This window comes from Pseudoalteromonas sp. SR43-2 (assembly GCF_014163885.1).
Taxonomy (GTDB): domain Bacteria; phylum Pseudomonadota; class Gammaproteobacteria; order Enterobacterales; family Alteromonadaceae; genus Pseudoalteromonas; species Pseudoalteromonas distincta.
Genome location: NZ_JACJED010000001.1, coordinates 337326 through 358872, shown reverse-complemented (window position 1 = coordinate 358872; position 21547 = coordinate 337326). Strand labels below are relative to the sequence as shown.

At 39.7% G+C, this 21547-nt stretch carries 17 protein-coding genes; 2 read left to right on the top strand and 15 right to left on the bottom strand.

Annotated elements, in window-relative coordinates; all coding sequences use genetic code 11:
* Positions 1-327: 327 nt before the first annotated feature.
* The 6 genes from galU to rppH all read right to left on the bottom strand — a co-directional run bounded on the left by galU (position 328) and on the right by rppH (position 6622).
* Positions 328-1206: a UTP--glucose-1-phosphate uridylyltransferase GalU gene (gene galU / locus H5120_RS01695; RefSeq protein ID WP_024594910.1), complete on the bottom strand. Its 879-nt coding sequence runs from the start codon at positions 1204-1206 to the stop codon at positions 328-330.
* 23 nt (positions 1207-1229) lie between these two features.
* Positions 1230-2081 (bottom strand): thymidylate synthase, encoded by an 852-nt coding sequence (locus H5120_RS01690; protein WP_182673375.1) that lies wholly within the window; start codon positions 2079-2081, stop codon positions 1230-1232.
* Between the two features lie 10 nt (positions 2082-2091).
* On the bottom strand, positions 2092-2895 hold the full coding sequence (gene lgt, locus H5120_RS01685) for a prolipoprotein diacylglyceryl transferase (protein WP_182673374.1): 804 nt from the start codon (positions 2893-2895) through the stop codon (positions 2092-2094).
* Between the two features lie 13 nt (positions 2896-2908).
* Entirely contained in the window at positions 2909-3718 is an 810-nt protein-coding gene (locus tag H5120_RS01680; RefSeq protein WP_182673373.1) for a sulfite exporter TauE/SafE family protein, read from the bottom strand.
* Between the two features lie 90 nt (positions 3719-3808).
* Positions 3809-6073 (bottom strand): phosphoenolpyruvate--protein phosphotransferase, encoded by a 2265-nt coding sequence (gene ptsP, locus H5120_RS01675; RefSeq protein ID WP_182673372.1) that lies wholly within the window; start codon positions 6071-6073, stop codon positions 3809-3811.
* Positions 6074-6103: 30 nt separating this feature from the next.
* Positions 6104-6622, bottom strand: coding sequence for an RNA pyrophosphohydrolase (gene rppH / locus H5120_RS01670; protein ID WP_002958704.1), 519 nt, complete (start codon positions 6620-6622; stop codon positions 6104-6106).
* Between the two features lie 530 nt (positions 6623-7152).
* Between rppH and mutH the strand changes: the two genes are divergently transcribed.
* Complete coding sequence (gene mutH / locus H5120_RS01665; protein WP_002958705.1) at positions 7153-7824, top strand: DNA mismatch repair endonuclease MutH; 672 nt, start codon at positions 7153-7155, stop codon at positions 7822-7824.
* Between the two features lie 192 nt (positions 7825-8016).
* Here the strand turns inward: mutH and eno are convergent, their stop codons facing one another.
* From eno to rlmD, 5 genes are all read right to left on the bottom strand, one after another.
* Complete coding sequence (eno, locus tag H5120_RS01660) at positions 8017-9315, bottom strand: phosphopyruvate hydratase (protein ID WP_002958706.1); 1299 nt, start codon at positions 9313-9315, stop codon at positions 8017-8019.
* Positions 9316-9427: 112 nt separating this feature from the next.
* Positions 9428-11062: a CTP synthase gene (locus tag H5120_RS01655; RefSeq protein ID WP_033020682.1), complete on the bottom strand. Its 1635-nt coding sequence runs from the start codon at positions 11060-11062 to the stop codon at positions 9428-9430.
* Between the two features lie 162 nt (positions 11063-11224).
* Complete coding sequence (mazG, locus tag H5120_RS01650) at positions 11225-12022, bottom strand: nucleoside triphosphate pyrophosphohydrolase (RefSeq protein WP_182673371.1); 798 nt, start codon at positions 12020-12022, stop codon at positions 11225-11227.
* A 2-nt stretch (positions 12023-12024) separates the two neighbouring features.
* Positions 12025-14181 carry a GTP diphosphokinase gene (relA, locus tag H5120_RS01645; protein WP_024594977.1) on the bottom strand — a complete coding sequence of 719 codons (2157 nt, stop codon included), beginning with the start codon at positions 14179-14181 and terminating at the stop codon, positions 12025-12027.
* Positions 14182-14189: 8 nt separating this feature from the next.
* Complete coding sequence (gene rlmD, locus H5120_RS01640; protein ID WP_182673370.1) at positions 14190-15515, bottom strand: 23S rRNA (uracil(1939)-C(5))-methyltransferase RlmD; 1326 nt, start codon at positions 15513-15515, stop codon at positions 14190-14192.
* 109 nt (positions 15516-15624) lie between these two features.
* Here rlmD and barA point away from each other — a divergent pair, with 109 nt between their 5' ends.
* Positions 15625-18399 (top strand): two-component sensor histidine kinase BarA, encoded by a 2775-nt coding sequence (barA, locus tag H5120_RS01635; protein WP_182673369.1) that lies wholly within the window; start codon positions 15625-15627, stop codon positions 18397-18399.
* Between the two features lie 81 nt (positions 18400-18480).
* Here barA and pdxJ read toward each other — a convergent pair whose 3' ends face one another.
* From pdxJ to rnc, 4 genes are read right to left on the bottom strand one after another with little or no spacing between them, the layout of a single operon-like run.
* On the bottom strand, positions 18481-19212 hold the full coding sequence (pdxJ, locus tag H5120_RS01630) for a pyridoxine 5'-phosphate synthase (protein WP_182673368.1): 732 nt from the start codon (positions 19210-19212) through the stop codon (positions 18481-18483).
* 22 nt (positions 19213-19234) lie between these two features.
* Positions 19235-19927: a DNA repair protein RecO gene (gene recO, locus H5120_RS01625; protein WP_002958713.1), complete on the bottom strand. Its 693-nt coding sequence runs from the start codon at positions 19925-19927 to the stop codon at positions 19235-19237.
* 20 nt (positions 19928-19947) lie between these two features.
* Entirely contained in the window at positions 19948-20880 is a 933-nt protein-coding gene (gene era, locus H5120_RS01620; protein ID WP_002958714.1) for a GTPase Era, read from the bottom strand.
* On the bottom strand, positions 20870-21547 hold the full coding sequence (gene rnc, locus H5120_RS01615; protein ID WP_002958715.1) for a ribonuclease III: 678 nt from the start codon (positions 21545-21547) through the stop codon (positions 20870-20872). The genes era and rnc overlap by 11 nt, the downstream gene beginning before the upstream one ends.

Below are 21547 nucleotides of genomic sequence, written 5' to 3'. Positions count from 1 at the left end.
TATAATTTAATACGAAGAATAATGACGATGGCGGCGACAGTCACAGGGATATGGCCTAACCAGCTTAGTTTCTCTAGCAGTTCGATGGCTGTCATTCAGTATTTCTCGTCAGTATCTATAATGAGCCCAGGGAACATTCCAATACACTGGCAGCACTTACTCGATACACTGGTCTTATTTAAGCTTCCAGCTAGACGAGAGGATAGAAGATATCCCCGATGGGTTAAGCCAAAACCATCTAAGTATCCCCATAAAAAGAAAGATGCCAGTCAGCTTAACTGACTGGCATTAGCCGATATAGGCGCCTTTCATGATTTACATTAACTGTTAAATCAGTTTTTTAATAAATGACTTTAATTCATCAGCAAATTCATCGCGACGAAGTGCAAATTCAATAGTCGCTTTTAAATAACCAATTTTACTTCCACAATCGTGGCTACGGCCTTTTATAGCGTATGCATCTACTTTTTCGTGTTCCATTAACATCGCAATTGCGTCAGTTAATTGAATTTCATTGCCTGCTCCTTGCGGAGTTTTTGCAAGTAACGGCCATATGTTTTCGCTTAATACGTATCGACCCACTACAGCTAAGTTAGATGGTGCTTCGTCTACTGGCGGTTTTTCTACCATGTTAAAAATTGCTGAGCTTTCACCTTGCTTTAGGTCAACATCGCCTAAATCAACCACACCAAACTTATCTACTTCATCCATTGGTACTGGCTCAACCATTATTTGGCTATGCTTGTTTTGCTCAAAATTAGCGATCATTTCTGCTAAGTTATCTTTTTTAAGATCGCTCTCTACATCGTCAATAATTACATCCGGTAGAATAACTACAAACGGTTCGTTACCAATAATAGGCGCAGCACAACTAATAGCATGGCCTAAGCCTTTTGCTTCACCTTGGCGTACGTGAATAATGGTTACGTCTTTAGGGCAGATTGCTTGCACTTCGGCAAGTAGTTGCCGCTTAACACGCTTTTCTAAAGTAGCTTCTAGTTCAAAACTTGTATCAAAGTGATTTTCGATTGAATTTTTACTTGAGTGAGTTACTAACACTATTTCTTTAATGCCTGCAGCAACGGCTTCGTTTACTACATATTGAATTAAAGGACGGTCTACCACTGGCAGCATTTCTTTAGGAATTGCTTTAGTGGCTGGTAACATACGAGTACCAAGGCCCGCTACTGGGATCACTGCTTTCATTTTATGTTTTCCTTAATCTTTTATTATACTGAAAATGGATATTGAATCGCTTCATGGCATTGATAGCCTATTACTTCAAAGTCGTCTCGTGTTACCCACGTTTCTATGTCTTCTAATGATTTTATTTTTGGATTAATTTTTAACTGAGGTGATTCAAATGGCTCACGCGTTAACTGCACGTCTCGCATCAGTTCAAGTTGGTTTTCGTAAATATGTGCATTAGCAATTTTATGATACGCCTTACCCGCTTTGTGGCCGGTAATTTGAGCCACTAACGCAAGCAACACAAAACACTGAATTTGATTGAAATTAAGGCCAAGCGGTACATCACAGCTTCGCTGGTATGACGTTAAGTATAGCGTATCGCCAAGTAGTGAAAAAGTGTGCGTGTGCATACACGGGCGCAAACAACCAAGCTCAAACTCACCTGGGTTATAAAACGTGATTATTTCACCACGGTCATCAATGCCATTTTTTAAGTTATTAATAACTTTGGAAAGCTGATCGAGTGTTGAACCATCTGGACGTTGCCAACCACGTCCTTGTACGCCATAAACACGCCCCATGTCGTCCTCACCTTTACGGTTAGGATTATTAAGCCATGCGTTGTTATCGTTCGCGTTGGCATCCCATGTTTTACAGCCAATTTCACGAAATTGCGCAGCGCTGTCGTACCCGCGTAAATAGCCTAGCAATTCAGCAATCGCGGCTTTGTAATAACTTTTGCGTGTAGTGATCATCGGAAACTGATTATTAGCCACATCGTATTCTAAATCAGCATTGATAAAGGTTAAACAACGCGTACCTGTACGTTTGTTTTCGACCCACTGCCCTTCGTCAACAATACGCTGACATAATTCTAAATATTGTTTCATGCTTTTCTTATTATGCCTTAGCTGATGTAACGTGTTGTGGTTTCTTATATGCCCAAATTAATAAGCCTAAACCACCCACTATCATAGGAAGTGAAAGTATTTGCCCCATTGAAATAAAGTCTGCAAATAAACCTAGTTGTGCATCGGGTTGGCGGAAATATTCAATACAGAATCTAAACACGCCGTAACCTAATAAAAACACTCCGGCTACACTGCCTGCTGGGCGCGGTTTTTTAATAAACCATTGCAGGATTAAAAACAGCACTAAGCCTTCAAAAAATGCTTCGTATAATTGCGATGGGTGACGCGCAAGCGGACCGCCTGTTGGAAATACCATTGCCCATGGCACGTCGGTAACTCGGCCCCATAATTCACCATTTATAAAGTTACCAATACGTCCAGCTAAAAGCCCTACTGGAACCAGTGGAGCAACAAAATCGCCCACTTGAAGCAGTGATTTTTTACGCGTCCACGAAAAAATTGCGACGGCGGTTATAACGCCAAGTGTTCCACCATGGAACGACATACCACCCTGATCTATTCTAAATAAATACAGTGGGTTTTCTATAAAGTAACTAAACTGGTAAAACAATACGTAGCCAATACGCCCGCCTAGTATTACCCCCAACATGCCGTAAAACAGTAAATCGCCTACTTGCTCTTTAGTCCAACCCGAATTTGGCTTTGATGCTTGACGATTTGCAAACCACATCGCAAATGCAAAACCTATTAAATACATTAAGCCATACCAACGTACGCTTAGCGGTCCAACAGAAAAAATAATTGGATCAATTTGAGGAAACTCAAGTGCCATAAAAAATCAACCTTTAGCTAAAAACCATTTTAATTGCGATAACTACAAGCAGCACCGCGAAAACTTTTTTAATTGTATTAACAGGTAAATAGTGAGTTGCTTTAGCGCCAATAGGCGCAACAAACCACGAGGTAATAACAATTCCAAATAATGCAGGTAAATAAACAAACCCAGCAAAGCCATGCTCTAAATCGGTAACATGCCAGCCTGCGCTGATGTAACCAATAGAGCCAAATAATGCTATAACAATTCCGCACGCGGCTGCGCAGCCAATTGCTTTTTTTATATCAACCGAAAAATAATTAAGCATAGGTACTATTAAAGCACCACCGCCAATACCAATTAAACCTGATAATCCGCCCATTACCGCAGAAAATCCACATAAAATAGGACCTGCCGGTAACGGTTTATCTGACATCGGTTTATTACGCGCGGATAGCACCATTCTTGCTGCAATAAATACAACACTTATAGCAAACACTGTACGCAATATTTGTTCAGGGACTAAACTTGCTGCAAAGCCACTAATAAGTGCACCTAAAGCTACGCCCGACATAACCCATGGGGCAAAATCCCAAGGCACGTTATCATTTTTATGATGAGCCAGCGCTGAAGACGTTGAAGTAAATAAAATAGAAGCGAGTGAGGTTGCAATAGCAATTACTAGTACATGATCAGCTGACGTTACATTAAATGACAGTAGCAGAGTACTTAGAACTGGAACGATAATTAAACCGCCACCAATGCCTAGTAACCCAGCTAAAAACCCAACAATACAGCCTAGTAGTGCACAGCTTGCGACTAACAAACCTAAGTCATACATAGTAATCTCAAATACCCTTTTAAGGTTTATATATTAAAGGATTATAAAACTAATAGCATCTGTGTATTGAAATTAATTAGGCGTATAAGCTTATTTGGGAGTGTAAAACAAATCACCTAATTTATGCTCTAGCATAAAGCTTCGCGTTAAACGTAGTACTTGTTTGGCTGTGGATTGCGCTAAGCATTCACTTAATAGTTGTTCCATGTCACTAACATTTAAACGCCTAAGTACCCATTTAACTTTATTAAGCGATGATAAATTCATACTAAGGCGCCTGTAACCCATGGCAATAAGCAAAATAGCCCCTTCAGGATCGCCGCCTAGTTCACCACATAAACTAAATGGCAGTTCATATTGCTCACATTCACGCGCTACTTTATTTAGTACCCTGAGTACGCCCGGATGATAAGGGTTAAAAAGTTCGGCAACTCGTGCATTAGCCCTGTCTACTGCTAATAAATACTGTGTTAAATCGTTACTACCTACTGAGCAAAAATCGACTTTTTTTGACCACTCTGGAAGCATAAATACACTTGAAGGTACCTCTAGCATTATCCCTATGTCGGGTCTTTCTATGGTTTGCTCTGGGTATTTTTCACTTAACTCAAAGTAAGCCTGTTCAAATAACGCAAGTGACTCATCAACTTCTTCAGTGCCGCTGATCATAGGGAGCATTATTTTTAGATTGCCTAAACCAATATTGGCTTTAAGCATCGCTTTTAGTTGATCTAAAAATAACTCTGGGTGATCAAGGCTAATACGAATGCCACGCCAACCTAAAAATGGGTTTTCTTCGGTAATGTTAAAGTAATCGAGTACCTTATCGCCCCCAATATCCAATGTACGCATAACCACAGGATTAGGATGATAGCTAGTTAGTACTTCTCGGTACCAATTTTCTTGCTCTGATTGCGAAGGAAACTGACCCTTTTGCATAAACCACGCTTCGGTACGGTAAAGCCCCACACCGTCACAAATATGCGCGCTACTTTGCTCGGTATTAAGCTCAAGGCCTGCGTTTAATAATAAGCTAACATGCTCACCGTCAAGCGTAATTGATTCAGAGTCTTGCTCTGCTAAAAAGCGGTTATTAAGTAGGTTATCTTGATGCTGTAACTCTGTGTATTCATCCATCAACATTTGCGAAGGCGATATATATAAACGCCCAGCAAATGCATCTAAAATCATCGGTTTGCCATTAAACTGCAGTAGAGGTAAATCTTCTATACCCCAAATGGCAGGGATCCCCATCGCACGCGTTAATATAGAAGCATGGCTATTTGCAGAGCCATTTACGCTTACAACGCCTGTTAAGTGACCTTTTGGCACCTCAGCTAGCATGGCGGGTGTTAAGATATTAGCAATTAAAATAGTGTTGGCCGGATAATTTTTAACAGCGTGCTCGGTATTTACAAGATGGTGTAATACGCGAAGACCAATGTCTTTAACGTCAACAGCACGCTCTTTTATATAAGGGTCTTGCATGGCATTAAATTGAGATATTAAACGCTCTATTACAATTTTTAGGGCGCTTTTAGCACACCAGCCTTCTTGTAATTGCATTTCAACATTATGCCCTAAACTTTTAGCGTCAAGCAGTTGTTGATACACATCAAATACCGCAAGAGCTTCGTGCGGAATAGAATCGCTTAGCGTCATAGATAGGGTATTAAATTCTTTGCGCGTTGCAGCTACAGCTTGTGTAAACAAACGGCGCTGCTCAGTAACGTCACTGTCTTTTAAAAGCTCAATAGATTTAAAATCGAGTTTTGGTAATACAACAAATGCTTGCCCTATACCTATTCCAGGCGCGCTCGATACGCCTTTTAAAACAGACGTTTGATGAGATGACTCATCTTGGCGGAGTATTTCTTTAATTTCAGCATGCGCTAACTGTGAAGCAAGCTGGGCAGAAAGCGTTATTAAAAACGACTCTTCGTCTTGGCTAAATACACGTGCCATTTTTTGTTGGACAACAATAACGCCCAGTACTTTTTTTTGATGAACAACGGGTACAGATAAAAAAGCGTTGTAGCCTTCTTCGTTTACTTCGGGGGAGAGCTTAAAACGAGGATGCGATTTAGCAAATGCAATATTAATAGGTTCTTCGCGTTGCGCTACTAGGCCAACTAAACCTTCGGTAAAACCAATTCTAAACTTACCTACCGCATCGGGGTTTAGCCCTTCGGTTGCCATAAGTACAAAATTGTCTTGGCTGTAATCTGCAAAATAAATGGAGCAGCACTGGGTTTTCATGGCATCTTTAACCATTTGCACAAAGCACACTAATGCGCTGTCTAAATTCGCTTGTCGCGATACAGACTCCGCAATAGATCTCAGTGTAGCCAGCATGTCCTGCTCCTTTATTTTATTCTGAATTAACTACCTTTTACTTCGCCAATGATCTTTATGTTGTTCTCTCTTATTAAAAGGCATGGCGAAAGGAGCAAACTCTTTCATTACTCGTCGATAAACATCCCGTTTAAACGATACAACCTGTCTTACAGGATACCAATAACTTACCCAGCGCCAATCATCAAACTCTGGATGATGGGTTTTAAGTAAATTTACATCTTCGTCTTTACAGCGTAATTTTAGTAAAAACCATTTTTGTTTTTGCCCAATACACACCGGACTAGAGTCTCGGCGGATTAATCGTTTGGGTAATTTATAGCGTAACCAATGTTTTGAGCTTGCGACTATTTCTACATCTTCTGGTCGCAACCCTACTTCTTCGTGTAATTCACGGTACATGGTTTGTTCTGCAGTTTCGCCATCATCAACACCACCTTGGGGAAATTGCCAAGAGTGTTGACCATAACGTCTGGCCCAAAAAACCTGTCCCTGATTATTGCAAATCACAATTCCGACATTGGCACGAAAACCTTCGGCATCAATCACCTTAGTGCCTCATTTGTAAGTCGATTTTTAATGATTGTTCCACATTAGCCGCAATACGGCAAATACTATTATACCCAAGCCAATTAGTGAGCTAAGTTTGAGCTTTTAGTATGTTGATAAATTAATAGAGAATAGGTAAATATTTAGAAAATAACTCAGCAAAGCTATTGCGGTTCTTGTTTTCCTCTAGTTACTCACAGTTTGTGCATAACTTTTGTAAAACACGCTCATTTTGCAAACAAATCCACAATATTAGATCTTAAAACTTAGCTTCTCCACAGATTCTGTGGATAAACATGTTCATATAGTTGTATTTATCCTTACAACTTTTAAATGGCTTAATCAAAACTGAACGTGAACATTTAAAAAAACCTGCAGAGTCAGTAACTTAAAGTAAAGTAGCTTAATTTCAATATGTGCAAAATTAACACAAACAACAGGCGGGCAAAAAACGTACAACCCTAAAGATATCCACGGCTTAGCCTATTTGCTATCATGACTATGGTATTTATACAACCGAAATTAAGAATATGCGACCTACAAAACCACACTCAATAAACGACTTAATGCAGCGCGTTAACAGTATTGCCGGATTAACACTTGGGCAACTTGCAAACCAGTACCATTTTAAAACGCCAGATGATTTACTACGTGAAAAAGGTTGGACTGGGCAACTCATTGAATACGTACTAGGCGCTACTGCAGGCTCCAAACCCCTCCCCGATTTTGAAGATTTAGGAATTGAGCTAAAAACACTGCCTATTTCTTATAAAGGTAGGCCACTGGAAACTACGTTTGTATCGGTTACACCTTTAATGAACGTAACGGGAATGACGTGGCATACCAGCTCTGTGCGTAAAAAACTAAATCATGTTTTATGGCTGCCAATTTTAAGCGAACGTGATATTGCGCCGTTTGACAGAACTATCGGCAGCGGCTTTTTGTGGCAGCCTTCACCTGAACAAGACGCTTTGTTACAACGCGACTGGGAAGAGCAAATGGAGCTAATTGCGCTAGGTAGAGTCGACGAAATATCAGGCCATTTAGGCGATGCTATGCAAATACGCCCTAAAGCTGCTCATAGTAAAATAGTCACTGATGCTATTGGCCCAAATGGGCAAATAATTAAAACTCTACCCCGTGGTTTTTATTTAAAAACCAGTTTTACAGGTGATATTTTAAAGCAGCAGTTTCAGCTATGAGTACGTAAGAAGTTAAAGTATGAATAAAGCGTTATACTTTTGTGTTCCACTCTTTAGTGCTGCGTACATCAACAAGCTTAAAGCCTACAACTTATTTTCATCTCTTTGGAAAAAGTATCAGGCATAAAAAATCCCCGCATAGGCGAGGATTTTATCATCTAAATTAAAAGTTAGATTCTATATAAAATAGAATTACTGACCTTTAACTTCTTTAAGACCGTTGTACGGTGCTTTATCACCTAATTGCTCTTCAATACGTAGCAATTGGTTGTATTTTGCAACACGGTCAGAACGGCTCAATGAACCTGTTTTGATTTGACCTGCAGCCGTACCCACTGCTAAATCAGCAATTGTTGAATCTTCAGTTTCACCAGAACGGTGAGAAATAACAACAGTAAAACCAGCATCTTTAGCCATTTTGATTGCAGCTAAAGTTTCAGTTAAAGAACCGATTTGGTTAAACTTAATTAAGATTGAGTTAGCAATACCGTTGTCGATACCACGTTTTAAGATCTTAGTGTTTGTTACAAATAAATCATCACCTACTAATTGGATTTTATCACCCATTAGTTTAGTTTGATGTGCAAAGCCATCCCAATCAGACTCATCAAGACCATCTTCGATAGAAACGATTGGGTACTGATTAGTAAGATCTTGTAAGAAGAAGTTAAATTCTTCAGAAGTGAATTTTTTACCTTCACCTTTAAGATCGTAGATGTTTGCTTCTTTGTCGTAAAACTCAGATGCAGCACAATCCATCGCTAAAGTAATATCTTTACCTAGCTCGTAACCTGCGTTTGCAACAGCTACTTTGATTGCAGCAAGAGCCGCTTCATTAGATGCAAGGTTAGGTGCAAAACCACCTTCATCGCCAACCGCTGTTGAATGACCATCAGCTTTAAGCACTTTAGCAAGGCTGTGGAATACTTCAGCGCCCATACGTAGGCCTTCGCGGAAGTTTTTAGCGCCAACAGGTTGGATCATGAATTCTTGAATATCTACAGAGTTATCTGCGTGCTCACCACCATTGATGATGTTCATCATTGGAAGTGGCATAGAGTAAACACCTGGTGTGCCATTTAAGTCAGCAATATGCTCATAAAGCTCAACTTTTTTAGACTGTGCAGCTGCTTTCGCAGTTGCTAGTGATACCGCTAAGATTGCGTTTGCACCTAATTTTTCTTTATTTTCGGTACCATCTAAATCTAGCATCACTTTATCAACAGCGTTTTGATCTAATGCATTTTGACCAGCTAAAGCATCAGCAATTTCTTTATTAATATAACCAACTGCTTTTAATACGCCTTTACCTAAGTAACGTGATTTATCACCGTCGCGTAACTCTAATGCTTCACGAGTACCAGTAGATGCGCCTGAAGGTGCTGCTGCACGACCCCAAGAACCATCTGCTAAATGTACGTCTGCTTCAACAGTTGGGTTACCACGCGAGTCCATAATTTCGCGACCGATTACTTTTACGATTTCTGACATCTTGATTCCTCTATATTCCCAAAATGGTGAGTTCAGCTAACTTTACTACGTTTTATATAGCTTAGTCAGCCCTTAAAACAAAAAAGCCGTGCAATATGCACGGCTTTTAAAATTACGAATTCGCTTTTTGGTGGATGTGCGCAGCTGCTACAAACCCTTCAAATAACGGATGACCATCACGTGGCGTTGACGTGAATTCCGGATGGAACTGCGCGGCAATAAACCATGGGTGATCTTTATTTTCGATAATTTCTACCAGTTTTTTATCTTCTGATAAACCAGTAAAGCTTAAGCCTGCTTTTTCAAGTATTTCTACGAAGTTATTATTTACTTCGTAGCGATGACGATGACGTTCAACAATTTCGTCGCTGCCATATACTCCATGTACTTTAGAACCAGGCGTTAAATGACATTTTTGTGCGCCTAAACGCATAGTGCCACCTAAATCAGATTTTTCGCTACGTGTTTCAACATTACCTTCAGCATCTAGCCATTCAGTAATTAAGCCAACTACAGGCGCTTCTGAATTTGCATTAAATTCTGTAGAGTTTGCATCCGTTAAACCTGCAACATTACGTGCATATTCAATTAATGCTACTTGCATTCCTAAACAAATACCTAAGTATGGTACTTTATTTTCACGTGCATATTTAGCTGCTAAGATTTTACCTTCAACACCACGTCCGCCAAATCCACCAGGTACTAAAATAGCATCTAAGTGTGAAAGTAATTCAACACCTTTGCTTTCTAAGTCTTGTGAATCTACGTATTCAATGTTGATTGTTAGGCGGTTTTTAAGACCCGCATGCTTTAATGCTTCGTTAACCGATTTGTACGCATCTGGTAATTCAATATATTTACCAACCATACCAATGGTCACTTCACCCGTTGGGTTAGACTCTTGATAAAGTACTTGTTCCCACTCAGCTAAATCAGCTTCTGGTGGATCTAAGTGAAAACGACGACATACAAAGTTATCTAATTCTTGTGTTTTTAATAACGCAGGAATTTTATAAATACTGTCTACATCGGGTAGTGAAATAACCGCTTTTTCTTCTACGTTTGTGAATAATGAGATTTTTGCACGCTCATTATTAGGTAGTTTACGGTCTGAACGACAAATAAGAATATCTGGTTGAATACCTACTGAGCGTAACTCTTTAACAGAGTGCTGAGTTGGTTTCGTTTTAACTTCACCGGCAGGGCCTAAAAATGGCACTAGCGTTAAGTGAATAAATAGCGCGCGTTCGCGACCAATTTCAGTACCCATCTGACGAATTGCTTCAATAAACGGTTGTGATTCAATATCACCTACAGTGCCGCCAATTTCTACAATAGCAATATCATAACCTTCAGCACCGTCGTATACACGTTGCTTAATATCGTTAGTGATATGTGGAATAACCTGAATAGTAGCACCTAGGTACTCACCACGGCGCTCACGACGTAATACGTCTTCATATACACGGCCTTGTGTGAAGTTATTACGACTAGTCATTTTGGTACGGATAAAACGCTCGTAGTGACCTAAATCAAGGTCCGTTTCTGCGCCGTCTTCTGTAACGTAAACTTCACCGTGTTGAATTGGGCTCATTGTGCCTGGGTCAACGTTGATGTAAGGATCCAGCTTTAAAATGGTAACATTTAAACCACGGGCTTCTAAAATAGCGGCCAGTGAAGCTGCGGCAATACCTTTACCCAACGAAGAAACAACTCCGCCAGTAACGAAGATAAATTTTGTACTCATGCGAACCCTAGAATATCAGGAATTAAAAGGAATATAACACCCAAAGAAGAGCCTAAGGGTATATCATCAAGACGGGGCGAAATTGTACCAAAACACTGCTTATCAATCCAGCTAAAATTAGCTAATACGCGCACAAAAAATGTGCACTATTTAACATTAAGCCTATTTTACTTTTTTAATCGCATCCCACGCACAATCCATCTCTTCAAAGGTTGCTGTATCTAAGCTTTTACCTTGCGCATGCAAATAAGCGTTTACCTTTTCAAAACGCGCTGAAAACTTATCATTAGCGCTACGAAGCAGTTGTTCGGGATCTCGTTTAACATGGCGTACAACATTAACAGTGGCAAAAAGTAAGTCGCCGAGTTCTTCCGCTGTATGATCAGATAGCGGGTCTTGCTCAATCGCTTCTTTTACTTCAAGCACTTCTTCACTCACTTTATCTAGTGCACCATGATACGTTGGCCAATCAAAGCCAAGGGAAGCCACGCGTTGTTGAATTTTTTTGGCTTTGCTCAAGCTTGGCATATTGCCAGGGATATCTTGCCAAAAAGAAGGGGATTCGATTTGCGCTTTAGCACTTCGCTCCTGTGCTTTGATTGCTTGCCACTGCTGCGATAATTGATCGTCTGTTAACTCTTTTTTTTCACCAAACACATGCGGATGACGACGGGTAAGCTTATCGTTTAATTGCTCTACTAGATCATTAAAATCAAATAGATTTTGCTCTTGTGCAAGCTGCGCATAAAAAACTATTTGAAATAACAAATCACCCAATTCACCTTTAAGCTCATCTAAGTTGCCTGATTCAATACAGTCAGCAACTTCGTACGCTTCTTCAAGTGTATGCGGCACAATAGATTTAAAATCTTGCTTGAGATCCCACGGACAACCGCCCTTGGGATCTCGCAGTGTTTTCATTATGCTAAGAAGTTGTGTAAGCGCTGTATTATCATTCATGATTAATGACCACGCTTGGCATCGTGTACACCTTCAATTTGGTGTAATTTAGAAAGAACACGGTTAGTACCCGATAAATCATGCACTTCTATTTGCATTGTAAATATAGCTAACTGATTATCTTCAACCGTATTTACGTTCATGTTTAAAACATTTACTTTTTCATTAGCAAGTACTGAGCTTATATCGCGTATCAGCCCTGAACGGTCGGTGGCTTCTATTTTAATACTTAGTGCGTACGAGCCGTTAATATCATCTGACCAGCTTACAGAAATTACACGCTCAGGATGCTGGTTTTTTAAGTTATTAAACGAATCACAGTCTTCTTTATGAACACCTATTCCTCGACCTTGGGTTATATAACCTATTATTTCATCGCCAGGTACTGGGCGACAGCACTTGGCTACATGGCTCATTAAGCTGCCAACGCCATCAACCACAATGCCGTTTTTATCACCAGTTACTTTACTTGGTGCTTTAATGCGAATAACCGGCTCGTCTTCTGTCCGATCACTTACAAAGTTAAGCATTTGATTGAGGCGAACATCGCCCGCACCAATCGCAACCATTAAGTCATCCAGCTCTTTAAAGTTAAAACGCTTAATGGCTGGCTCTAAATCTTTGTATGTTAAATTGAGCTTTTGTAGCTCACTGTCGAGAATTTCTTTTCCCGCACTTAAGTTTTTGTCGCGGTCGAGCTGTTTAAACCAGTGATGAATTTTAGCTCTAGCACGCGATGACTTAATGTATCCTAATGACGGGTTTAACCAATCACGACTTGGATTTGGTTGTTTTTGGGTCAGTATTTCTACCTGATCCCCTGTTGTAAGTTGATGCGTAAACGGCACTATTTTGCCGAATATTTTTGCGCCAATACAACGATGCCCCACATTTGAGTGGATGTAGTAAGCAAAATCAAGCGGTGTAGCGCCAAGTGGTAAATCGATAATATCGCCGCTTGGGGTAAATATATATACGCGGTCTTCTACTACTTGGTTTTTAAGCTCTTCTGCTAAATCGCCGCCATCGACTACTTCTTCTTGCCATTGGAGTAGTTTACGCAACCAGCTAATTTTTTGCTCATAACCCGAGCCGCGCCCTGGTAATGCACCTTCTTTGTACATCCAGTGTGCAGCCACCCCTAACTCAGCATCTTGATGCATGTCGCTGGTACGAATTTGTATTTCTACTGTTTTACCTTCAGGTCCAAATACCACGGTATGAATTGACTGATAGCCGTTTTGTTTTGGGGTTGCTACATAGTCGTCAAACTCTTTATTAAGATGACGCCAATTGGTGTGCACAATGCCCAGCGCACCGTAGCAGTCTTGCAATCGTTCAACGACGATACGCATTGCCCGAATATCAAAAAGCTGATCAAACTCGTAGTTTTTTTGCTGCATTTTTTTATAAATGCTGTAAATGTGCTTAGGACGGCCATAAACCTGGGCCTCTATGCCCGCTTCACTTAAACGATTTTTTACTTGCTCAACCATATCTTCCATGTAGGCTTCGCGTGTAAGACGTTTGTCGTCAAGTTGTTTGGCTATGCTTTTATAGGTGCCTGGGTGCAAATATCTAAACGATAAATCTTCCAGTTCCCATTTTAATTGCCCTATTCCTAATCTGTTTGCCAATGGTGCAAAAATATCAGCCGTTTCTTTAGCGGCAATGACGCGGTCTTCTTCATCCGCATTTTTTACATTGCGTAAATGACATACCTGCTCGGCAAGCTTAATGACCACGGCGCGCACATCTTCAACCATGGTTAATAACATTTTTCGAATATTATCAACTTGCATAGTGCCTTTACCTTGATGCGATAAAGTACTAATAGTGGCCATTTGTGCAACCCCAGTTAGCAGCATGGCAATGTTATTCCCAAGCTGCTCTTCGATGGTTTCAAGCGAAATTAAGTCGTTTAAAAAATACGGGGTTAAATACGCAGTAGCTAACGATTCGGGGTCGAGATTTAGCTCAGCTAAAATTTCAACCATTTCGATTGCAGTAGTTTGCCTGCTTTCACTATCACATTTTACGCAGAGCGCTTGGGCCTTAGTAAGTAGCTCTGTTTTTTCTTCAGACAAGGCAAGAAATGAAAGCCGAGTGCTAAAATCTGTTGTCTCATCTTGTTGATGTGATTGTCGTGTAGCTACCATAATGCGTTCTACCTCCGTTGAAATAACGCCATAGTTTCAATATGCCCTGTATGAGGAAACATATTCATTAGCCCAATTTTATTAAGATCAAAGCCAGCTTGTGAAATAATTGCGCTGTCACGGGCTAAAGTAACAGGGTCACAAGAGACATATAAAATAGTTTTAAACTGCTTTAAAGGTAATTGCTCTAATACCGCCATAGCACCAGTCCTAGAAGGATCAAGTACAAGCACATCTAAGTTTTTGCTAAACCATGGGGCGCTCTGTATGCTTTGGGTTAAATCAAAGCAATGAAACTGCGCATTGGTAATAGAGTTAGTTTGCGCATTTTGAGCAGCCATTGCAACCGCTGAAGTCACACCTTCTACACCAATTACAGATTTTGCTTGTTTTGCCAGCACTAATGAGAAATTACCAATACCACAAAATAAATCCAATAAATTTTCATCACCTTTTAAATCAAGCCAATTTGCAGCTTGCTTTAACATAGCTTCGTTAACTTGTGCATTTACCTGAATAAAATTACCTAAACCAAATTCAAATTTTAGATCAAATTCTTTAAGATAATAAAATGGCATGGCTAAGTGTGAATGTTCTATTGCATCGCTCTCGCTTTGCCATACAATTTCAAATTGCTGGCTTTTTGTTATGTGCTCAACCAAAGCCTTTGTATCATCATTAATTGCTTTAGTGTGACGAATAACAACAAAGTTTTGTTTATCACTTTGGCATAACTGTAAATGGCTTATACTGTGCAGTGCTTTGTGTTGATTAATTAAATCATCAAAAAGTGTAAAAACATCTGTAAATACTTCATCAAGTACTGCACATTTATTAATACTCACAATATTTTTTGAGCCACTTGCTCTGTAACCCACGCGCATTTTTTTAGCTGCTTTATCAAACATAACGGCTATGCGAGCGCTGCGTCTGTAATGCACAGGTTTACTTAATAATGGGGTTTGCCAGTTTAAGCTGTTTAATTTAGCAAACTTACTAAATAACTGAGTAACTGCAGTTTGTTTTTCTACAACTTGTTGGCTTACTTCTAAATGCTGTAATTGGCAACCACCACACTGATTATAGTGCTCACAAAAAGCATCTAATCTTGATTCACTCGCTTGAATAACTTTAATTACTTTTGCACTGCTGTATTTAGCTTTATCTTCGACGAGTGTTGCTTTGACTGTTTCGTTTGGTAATGCACCGCTTACAAAACATACTTTATTGTTATGTTTAGCAATGCCACGCCCTTGATGATCCATTCCCGTTATAGTTAATTCTAGTGTTTGTTGCTTTAACGGTTTTTTTTTCGCTTTAAAAATTTGCGCCATTAGGCATTACCTTAACTTTATTTATGAAGCACCTATATTTAGATGCTTTAGAATGCGTGTTGAACCGTATATACTCAAGTCATACTAATAACGATAAAACGCTCTCATTATGACCAAATTAGGCTTACGCGATTCTGTTTTAACACTGACCCTGATCCCAACGGTGATCATAGGATTACTACTTGGTGGCTATTTTACAATAAATCGTTACATTGAGCTTGATGAAATTTTATATCAGCAAGGCACTACTATTTCTGAGCCCCTTGCTATTGCACTTGAGCAACCCATGCTCGAAAAAAACAAACAGCTATTGAATCGCCTTATAAGCTACACACATAACAAGCACTCCCCTACAATTAAGTCGATTGCAATTTTTGATAAAAATAATGCGCTATTAATGACCAGTAATTATCACCGCTCATTTAAAAAGTTAATTAGTCAAAAAACGCTCATAAATTTAAAAACCACCCATGTGCAAAAGTCAGATGAGCTTGTTACATTTTTCACACCCATTATTAACCATACAAGTCACGATTCTAAATGGGACCCGTCGGCTTTTCAGTCATCTCTGGGCACCGTTATTATACAGCTAAATAAAGACCAAGCTGTTATAGGGCAACAACGAGCTTTATTAATTAGCGGTATTGTAATTATTTTATCATTGGTGTTTGCAGCTATTTTAGCTTTAAAGTTAAGCCGCATGTTTATGACGCCGCTTAATAAGTTAGTACTTGCAACCGACAAGTTAGTTGAAGGTAAAAGAAGTACTGGCCTTAACGACAACATGATTGGTGAGTTTGAGTTACTTCGAGAAGGCTTAAACACCATTGCTCACACTATGGTGATGCAAAAAGATGAAATGCAAAAAAATATTGATCAAGCAACAAGCGACTACCGCGAAACACTAGAGCAATACGAAACGTCAAATATAGAGCTCTCGTTTGCAAAAAAAGAAGCGCAAGATGCTAACCGTGTAAAATCAGACTTTTTAGCTAAAATGAGTCACGAGCTTCGTACTCCGTTAAACGGTGTTATTGGATTTACACGCCAGCTTTATAAAACACCGCTGAATAAACATCAAAAAGATTACCTCGACACTATTATGCTCTCAGCAAATAGTTTAATGACTATTATTAGCGACATTTTAGACTTCTCCAAACTAGAAGCGGGGGCAATGGAGCTTGAGTCGATTCAGTTTCAACTTCGTGATGCTGTAAATGAAGTAATGACACTACTCGCTCCTAGCGCACACGATAAGCAATTAGAGCTATCCATTTACATTAACCAACAAGTACCGGATGACTTAACAGGCGATCCCACTCGCTTTAAACAAGTCTTAATAAACCTGTTAAGTAATGCGATTAAATTTACCGAAAAAGGCTCTATTAAGGTCGACATAAGCCATCGGTTACTCGACGACGAACGCACTTCTTTACTTGTGTCAGTAACAGATACTGGCGTGGGTATACCTATGGATAAGCAAGACTCTTTATTCACTCCATTTGGGCAAGCAGACTCAAGCATTACACGTAAGTTTGGTGGTACAGGCCTTGGTCTTATTATTACCAAGCATATTGTTGAAGCAATGAGTGGTCGTATAACGTTAAATTCTGCGCCTGGTAACGGTACCTGCTTTACATTCAATAGTGTGTTTAGTTTGCCAAATCACGTATTTACAAATGACTTACCGACTAAATCGCTCATTGGTAAGCGTATCTTATATTTAGAGCCACATGAGCATACGCACCATGCCGTACTTTCGTTATTAACCCAGTGGGAATCAAACGTTACGGCATGCTTTAACGAAACTAGCTTTTTAGACGCTATAAAAAATACTGAACATAAATATGACGTTTGCTTAATTGGCCATATGGCATCAGTTGATGATATGCAGCAACTAAAAAGCTATGTAAAAGCCGTGCGTGAATCTACTGATTACTTATATTTAATGCTTAATACTGTATCGCACAATATGCGAGAAGCCTTTATAGGCAGCGGAGCTGATGCATGTTTAAGTAAGCCACTTAATCACCGTAAGTTATGTGAAGTACTTGCAGCACCTTACAGACTTGACCACCCGACTCATAATATTGAACAAAACGATCAAGCTCTACTGCCGTTAAAAGTATTGGTTGTTGATGATAACGATGCTAATTTAAAACTTCTCCATACTTTGTTAAGTGAACAGATTGAAGTAATAGAAACGGCTCATAATGGTTCACAGGCATACAGTTTAAGTAAAAGTCATAAATACGACATAATTTTTATGGATATACAAATGCCAATTATGGACGGTATAACCGCATGTAAGCTTATACAAGAATCATCACTTAATGAAGACACACCCATTATCGCTGTAACGGCACACGCCCTTCAAAGCGAAAAAGAGCAACTACTAAAAGATGGCTTTAAAGGCTATTTAACTAAGCCTATTGATGAAGATATGCTTAAACAAATTATTAGCGACCATAGTCCACAGACTCCTGTTAATCGTGACAAAGCTAAGACAGATACACCACAAAGTCCTGCACCATTTCAAAGTAGTAGAATTGATTGGGCACAAGCCCTGCAGCGTGCTGGCGGAAAGAGCGAGTTAGCGCTAGAGATGCTTAACATGCTACTTTTAAGTGTCCCTGAGACCCTTACATTACTTACTAAAGCAATAGAGAGTAACGATTGCCAGCAAGTGTTAAGTATTGTCCATAAGTTTCATGGTGCATGTTGCTACACTGGTGTACCAAAACTTAAGTCACTCGCAGAAACAATTGAAACATCGCTTAAAAATAAATGCTTGTTAGAGAATATTGAACCTGAATTATTTGAGTTACAAGATGAGCTTGAAAACCTACTTGCGGATGCAAGTGTGACCGAACTACAAAGATAAGCTTTGAATTTTAGATACAAAAAAACGCGGTATTTACCGCGTTTTTTTATTAAGCTTTTTAAATGCTTATGTTTGCTTATCTTACATTCTTGCTTCAATCATTAATCGTTTCATGTCGCGTACGGCTTTTTCAAGCCCATCTATCGCTGCACGAGCAATAATAGCGTGACCAATATTTAGCTCATAAATCTCAGGCATTGCAGCGATTGGTTTCACGTTATGATAATGAAGACCATGGCCAGCGTTAACAATCAAACCTAAGCTTGCTGCGTATTTAACACCTTCACGAATGTGCTCTAACTCTTTGTATAAATCAGTATCATTTGTTGCATCAGCGTACGCGCCTGTGTGTATTTCTACATAAGGAGCACCACATTCTTTGGCTGCATCTAACTGTGCTTTATCTGCATCAATAAATAGCGATACTTTAATACCCGCTTCGGTAAGCGTTTTTGTTGCTGCTTTAATTTTATCTATATTACCGGCTACGTCTAAGCCACCTTCGGTTGTTAATTCTTCGCGCTTTTCAGGTACTAAACACACGTACTCAGGTTTTACTTCAAGCGCTATTTTTATCATTTCATCGGTAACAGCGGTTTCAAGATTCATACGAGTTTGAATGGTTTTAGCCATTACATAAACGTCGCGATCTTGAATATGGCGTCTGTCTTCACGTAAGTGAATCGTAATACCGTCTGCGCCTGCATGCTCTGCTACACTGGCTGCATGAGCGGGATCTGGATAGCTTGTTCCACGCGCTTGGCGAAGTGTTGCAATATGATCTACGTTTACACCCAAAAGAATATCTTTCATTTTCTTACCTGTAAAATTACGTTTATTGAGAGGCCATAAATAGCTCGCGGCTTTTTAATGGTTTACTACCTAATAAGGGTTTTAATAAATAGCGACTTAATTGCTTTGCCATATATAGCACATCATTTTGGCTAAAGTCATGATTTGCTATGGCGTTAAGTTGTTTGCCACTAAATCCAGAACGTGTATCTTCTTGTACTAAAAAACCAAGTTCGGGGAAATAACTATACGTCTGCTTTTCATCTATTGGTTCACCACTGGCGTCAAAACTAAAATCCACGCCATAACCGAGTAATTCCAATAGTTGAAACTCGTATGAGCGAAGCACCTCTTGTAAATTAGCCCCGCTGTTTAGGTTTGATAGATGAGTTTTATATAGCTCAAATACTTGTTCAATTGGCTCGTTAACAGGAACGATACGATTTGTAAGCTCATTTAAATAAAAACCACAATAAAGCTCATCACCTTTTAAAAAGTGCGAGTTCCCATGCAGTTCAAACTTATTGATATATTTTAAATCGTACTTGCCACTGTAATTAACAAGCAGTGCCTGAAACGGCTGAAGTTGTGCTTTATGTTTAGTGGCCTGGCGACCACTAATTCGGGCCAGCATTCTTAACTGACCAACGCCTTCTACAAGCATATCTAACATTACTTGGGAGTCACTATAAGGACGCCTATGTAATAAATACGCGGTGTAGAAGTCGCTATCCATTCACTAAGCTACTGCTTGGTTTAGTCTTCACTGTAACCTAAGCTTCTTAGTGCACGTTCATCGTCAGCCCAACCCGACTTAACTTTAACCCAAAGCTCTAAAAACACTTTGTTATCAAGCATTTCTTCTATGTCTTTACGGGCTTCACGGCCAATGGTTTTTAGCTTTTCGCCTTTATTACCAATAACCATGCGTTTTTGTGTTTCGCGCTCAACAAGAATCAACCCGTTGATATGCCAAATACCGTTGTCTTGCCATTTAAACTGCTCAATTTCAACAGTTACAGAATACGGCAATTCTTCGCCCATAAAACGCATTAGTTTTTCACGAATTACTTCAGCTGCCATAAAGCGCATTGAACGGTCAGTTACATAATCTTCCGGAAAGTAAAATTCGCAAGGAGGTAAGCGTTTAGTAACTTCTGCTTTGATTAAATCAACATTTTTACCTTGCGTTGCCGATACAGGCATAATTCCAACAAAATCAAACTTGTCGCTTAACCACTTCATATGAGGCAACACAAGGTCACGGTCTTTAACTTGGTCTATTTTATTAATAACCAATAATACCGGCTTACCACTTTGCGATACTTTATTAAGTACCATGTCGTCATCGGCATTCCAATGAGTGCCCTCAACTACAAAAATAATAAGCTCAACATCACCAATAGAGCTAGACGCGGCACGGTTCATTAAACGGTTAATCGCACGTTTTTCTTCAACGTGTAGACCTGGTGTATCTATGTATACCGCTTGGTGTTTACCTTCGGTATGAATACCCATAATACGATGACGCGTGGTTTGTGGTTTACGTGAGGTAATACTCACTTTTTGCTCAATAATTTCATTAAGCAAAGTCGACTTACCTACGTTTGGGCGCCCTACAATAGCAACCATTCCACAAAACGTATCTACATCACCTTCATGAGGCTGTATTAGGGTATCAAGGTTCATTTTTAAGTATCTTCAATGCTTTTTCAGCAGCTTTTTGTTCGGCTTTACGGCGCGAGCTACCTACAGAAATTATGCTATCCATTCCATCAACAATACATTCGACCGTGAATGTTTGATTGTGTGCTTGGCCTTTGGTATCAACCACAGTGTAACCCGGTAAAGATAATTTACGGGCTTGTAAATACTCTTGCAGCAGGGTCTTCGGATCTTTTTGGTTAAGCCCTGGTGAAATAGCATCTAATCGTGATTCGTACCATGACAATATAAGATCGCCACAGCTATCAATACCTGAATCTAAAAATGCAGCGCCAATAATAGCTTCTACTGCATCAGCAAGCGTTGACTCGCGACGGAATCCGCCACTTTTAAGCTCGCCCGGCCCTAAGCGTAAATAATCGCCTAGGCCAAATTCAAGACCAAACTCGGCAAGTGTTTGACCACGCACAAGCGTTGAGCGCATGCGGCTTAAATCGCCTTCACGCGCTTTAGGAAATTTGGCATAAAGTGCATTGGCAATCACAAAGCTTAAAATAGAGTCGCCTAAAAATTCTAGTCGCTCATTATGCTGGCCTTTGTGGCTGCGGTGCGTCATTGCTTGCTCAAGTAAACCTTGATCGGCAAATTCATAGCCAATTTTTTTATATAATTCTGTTACATTTTTTTTCAT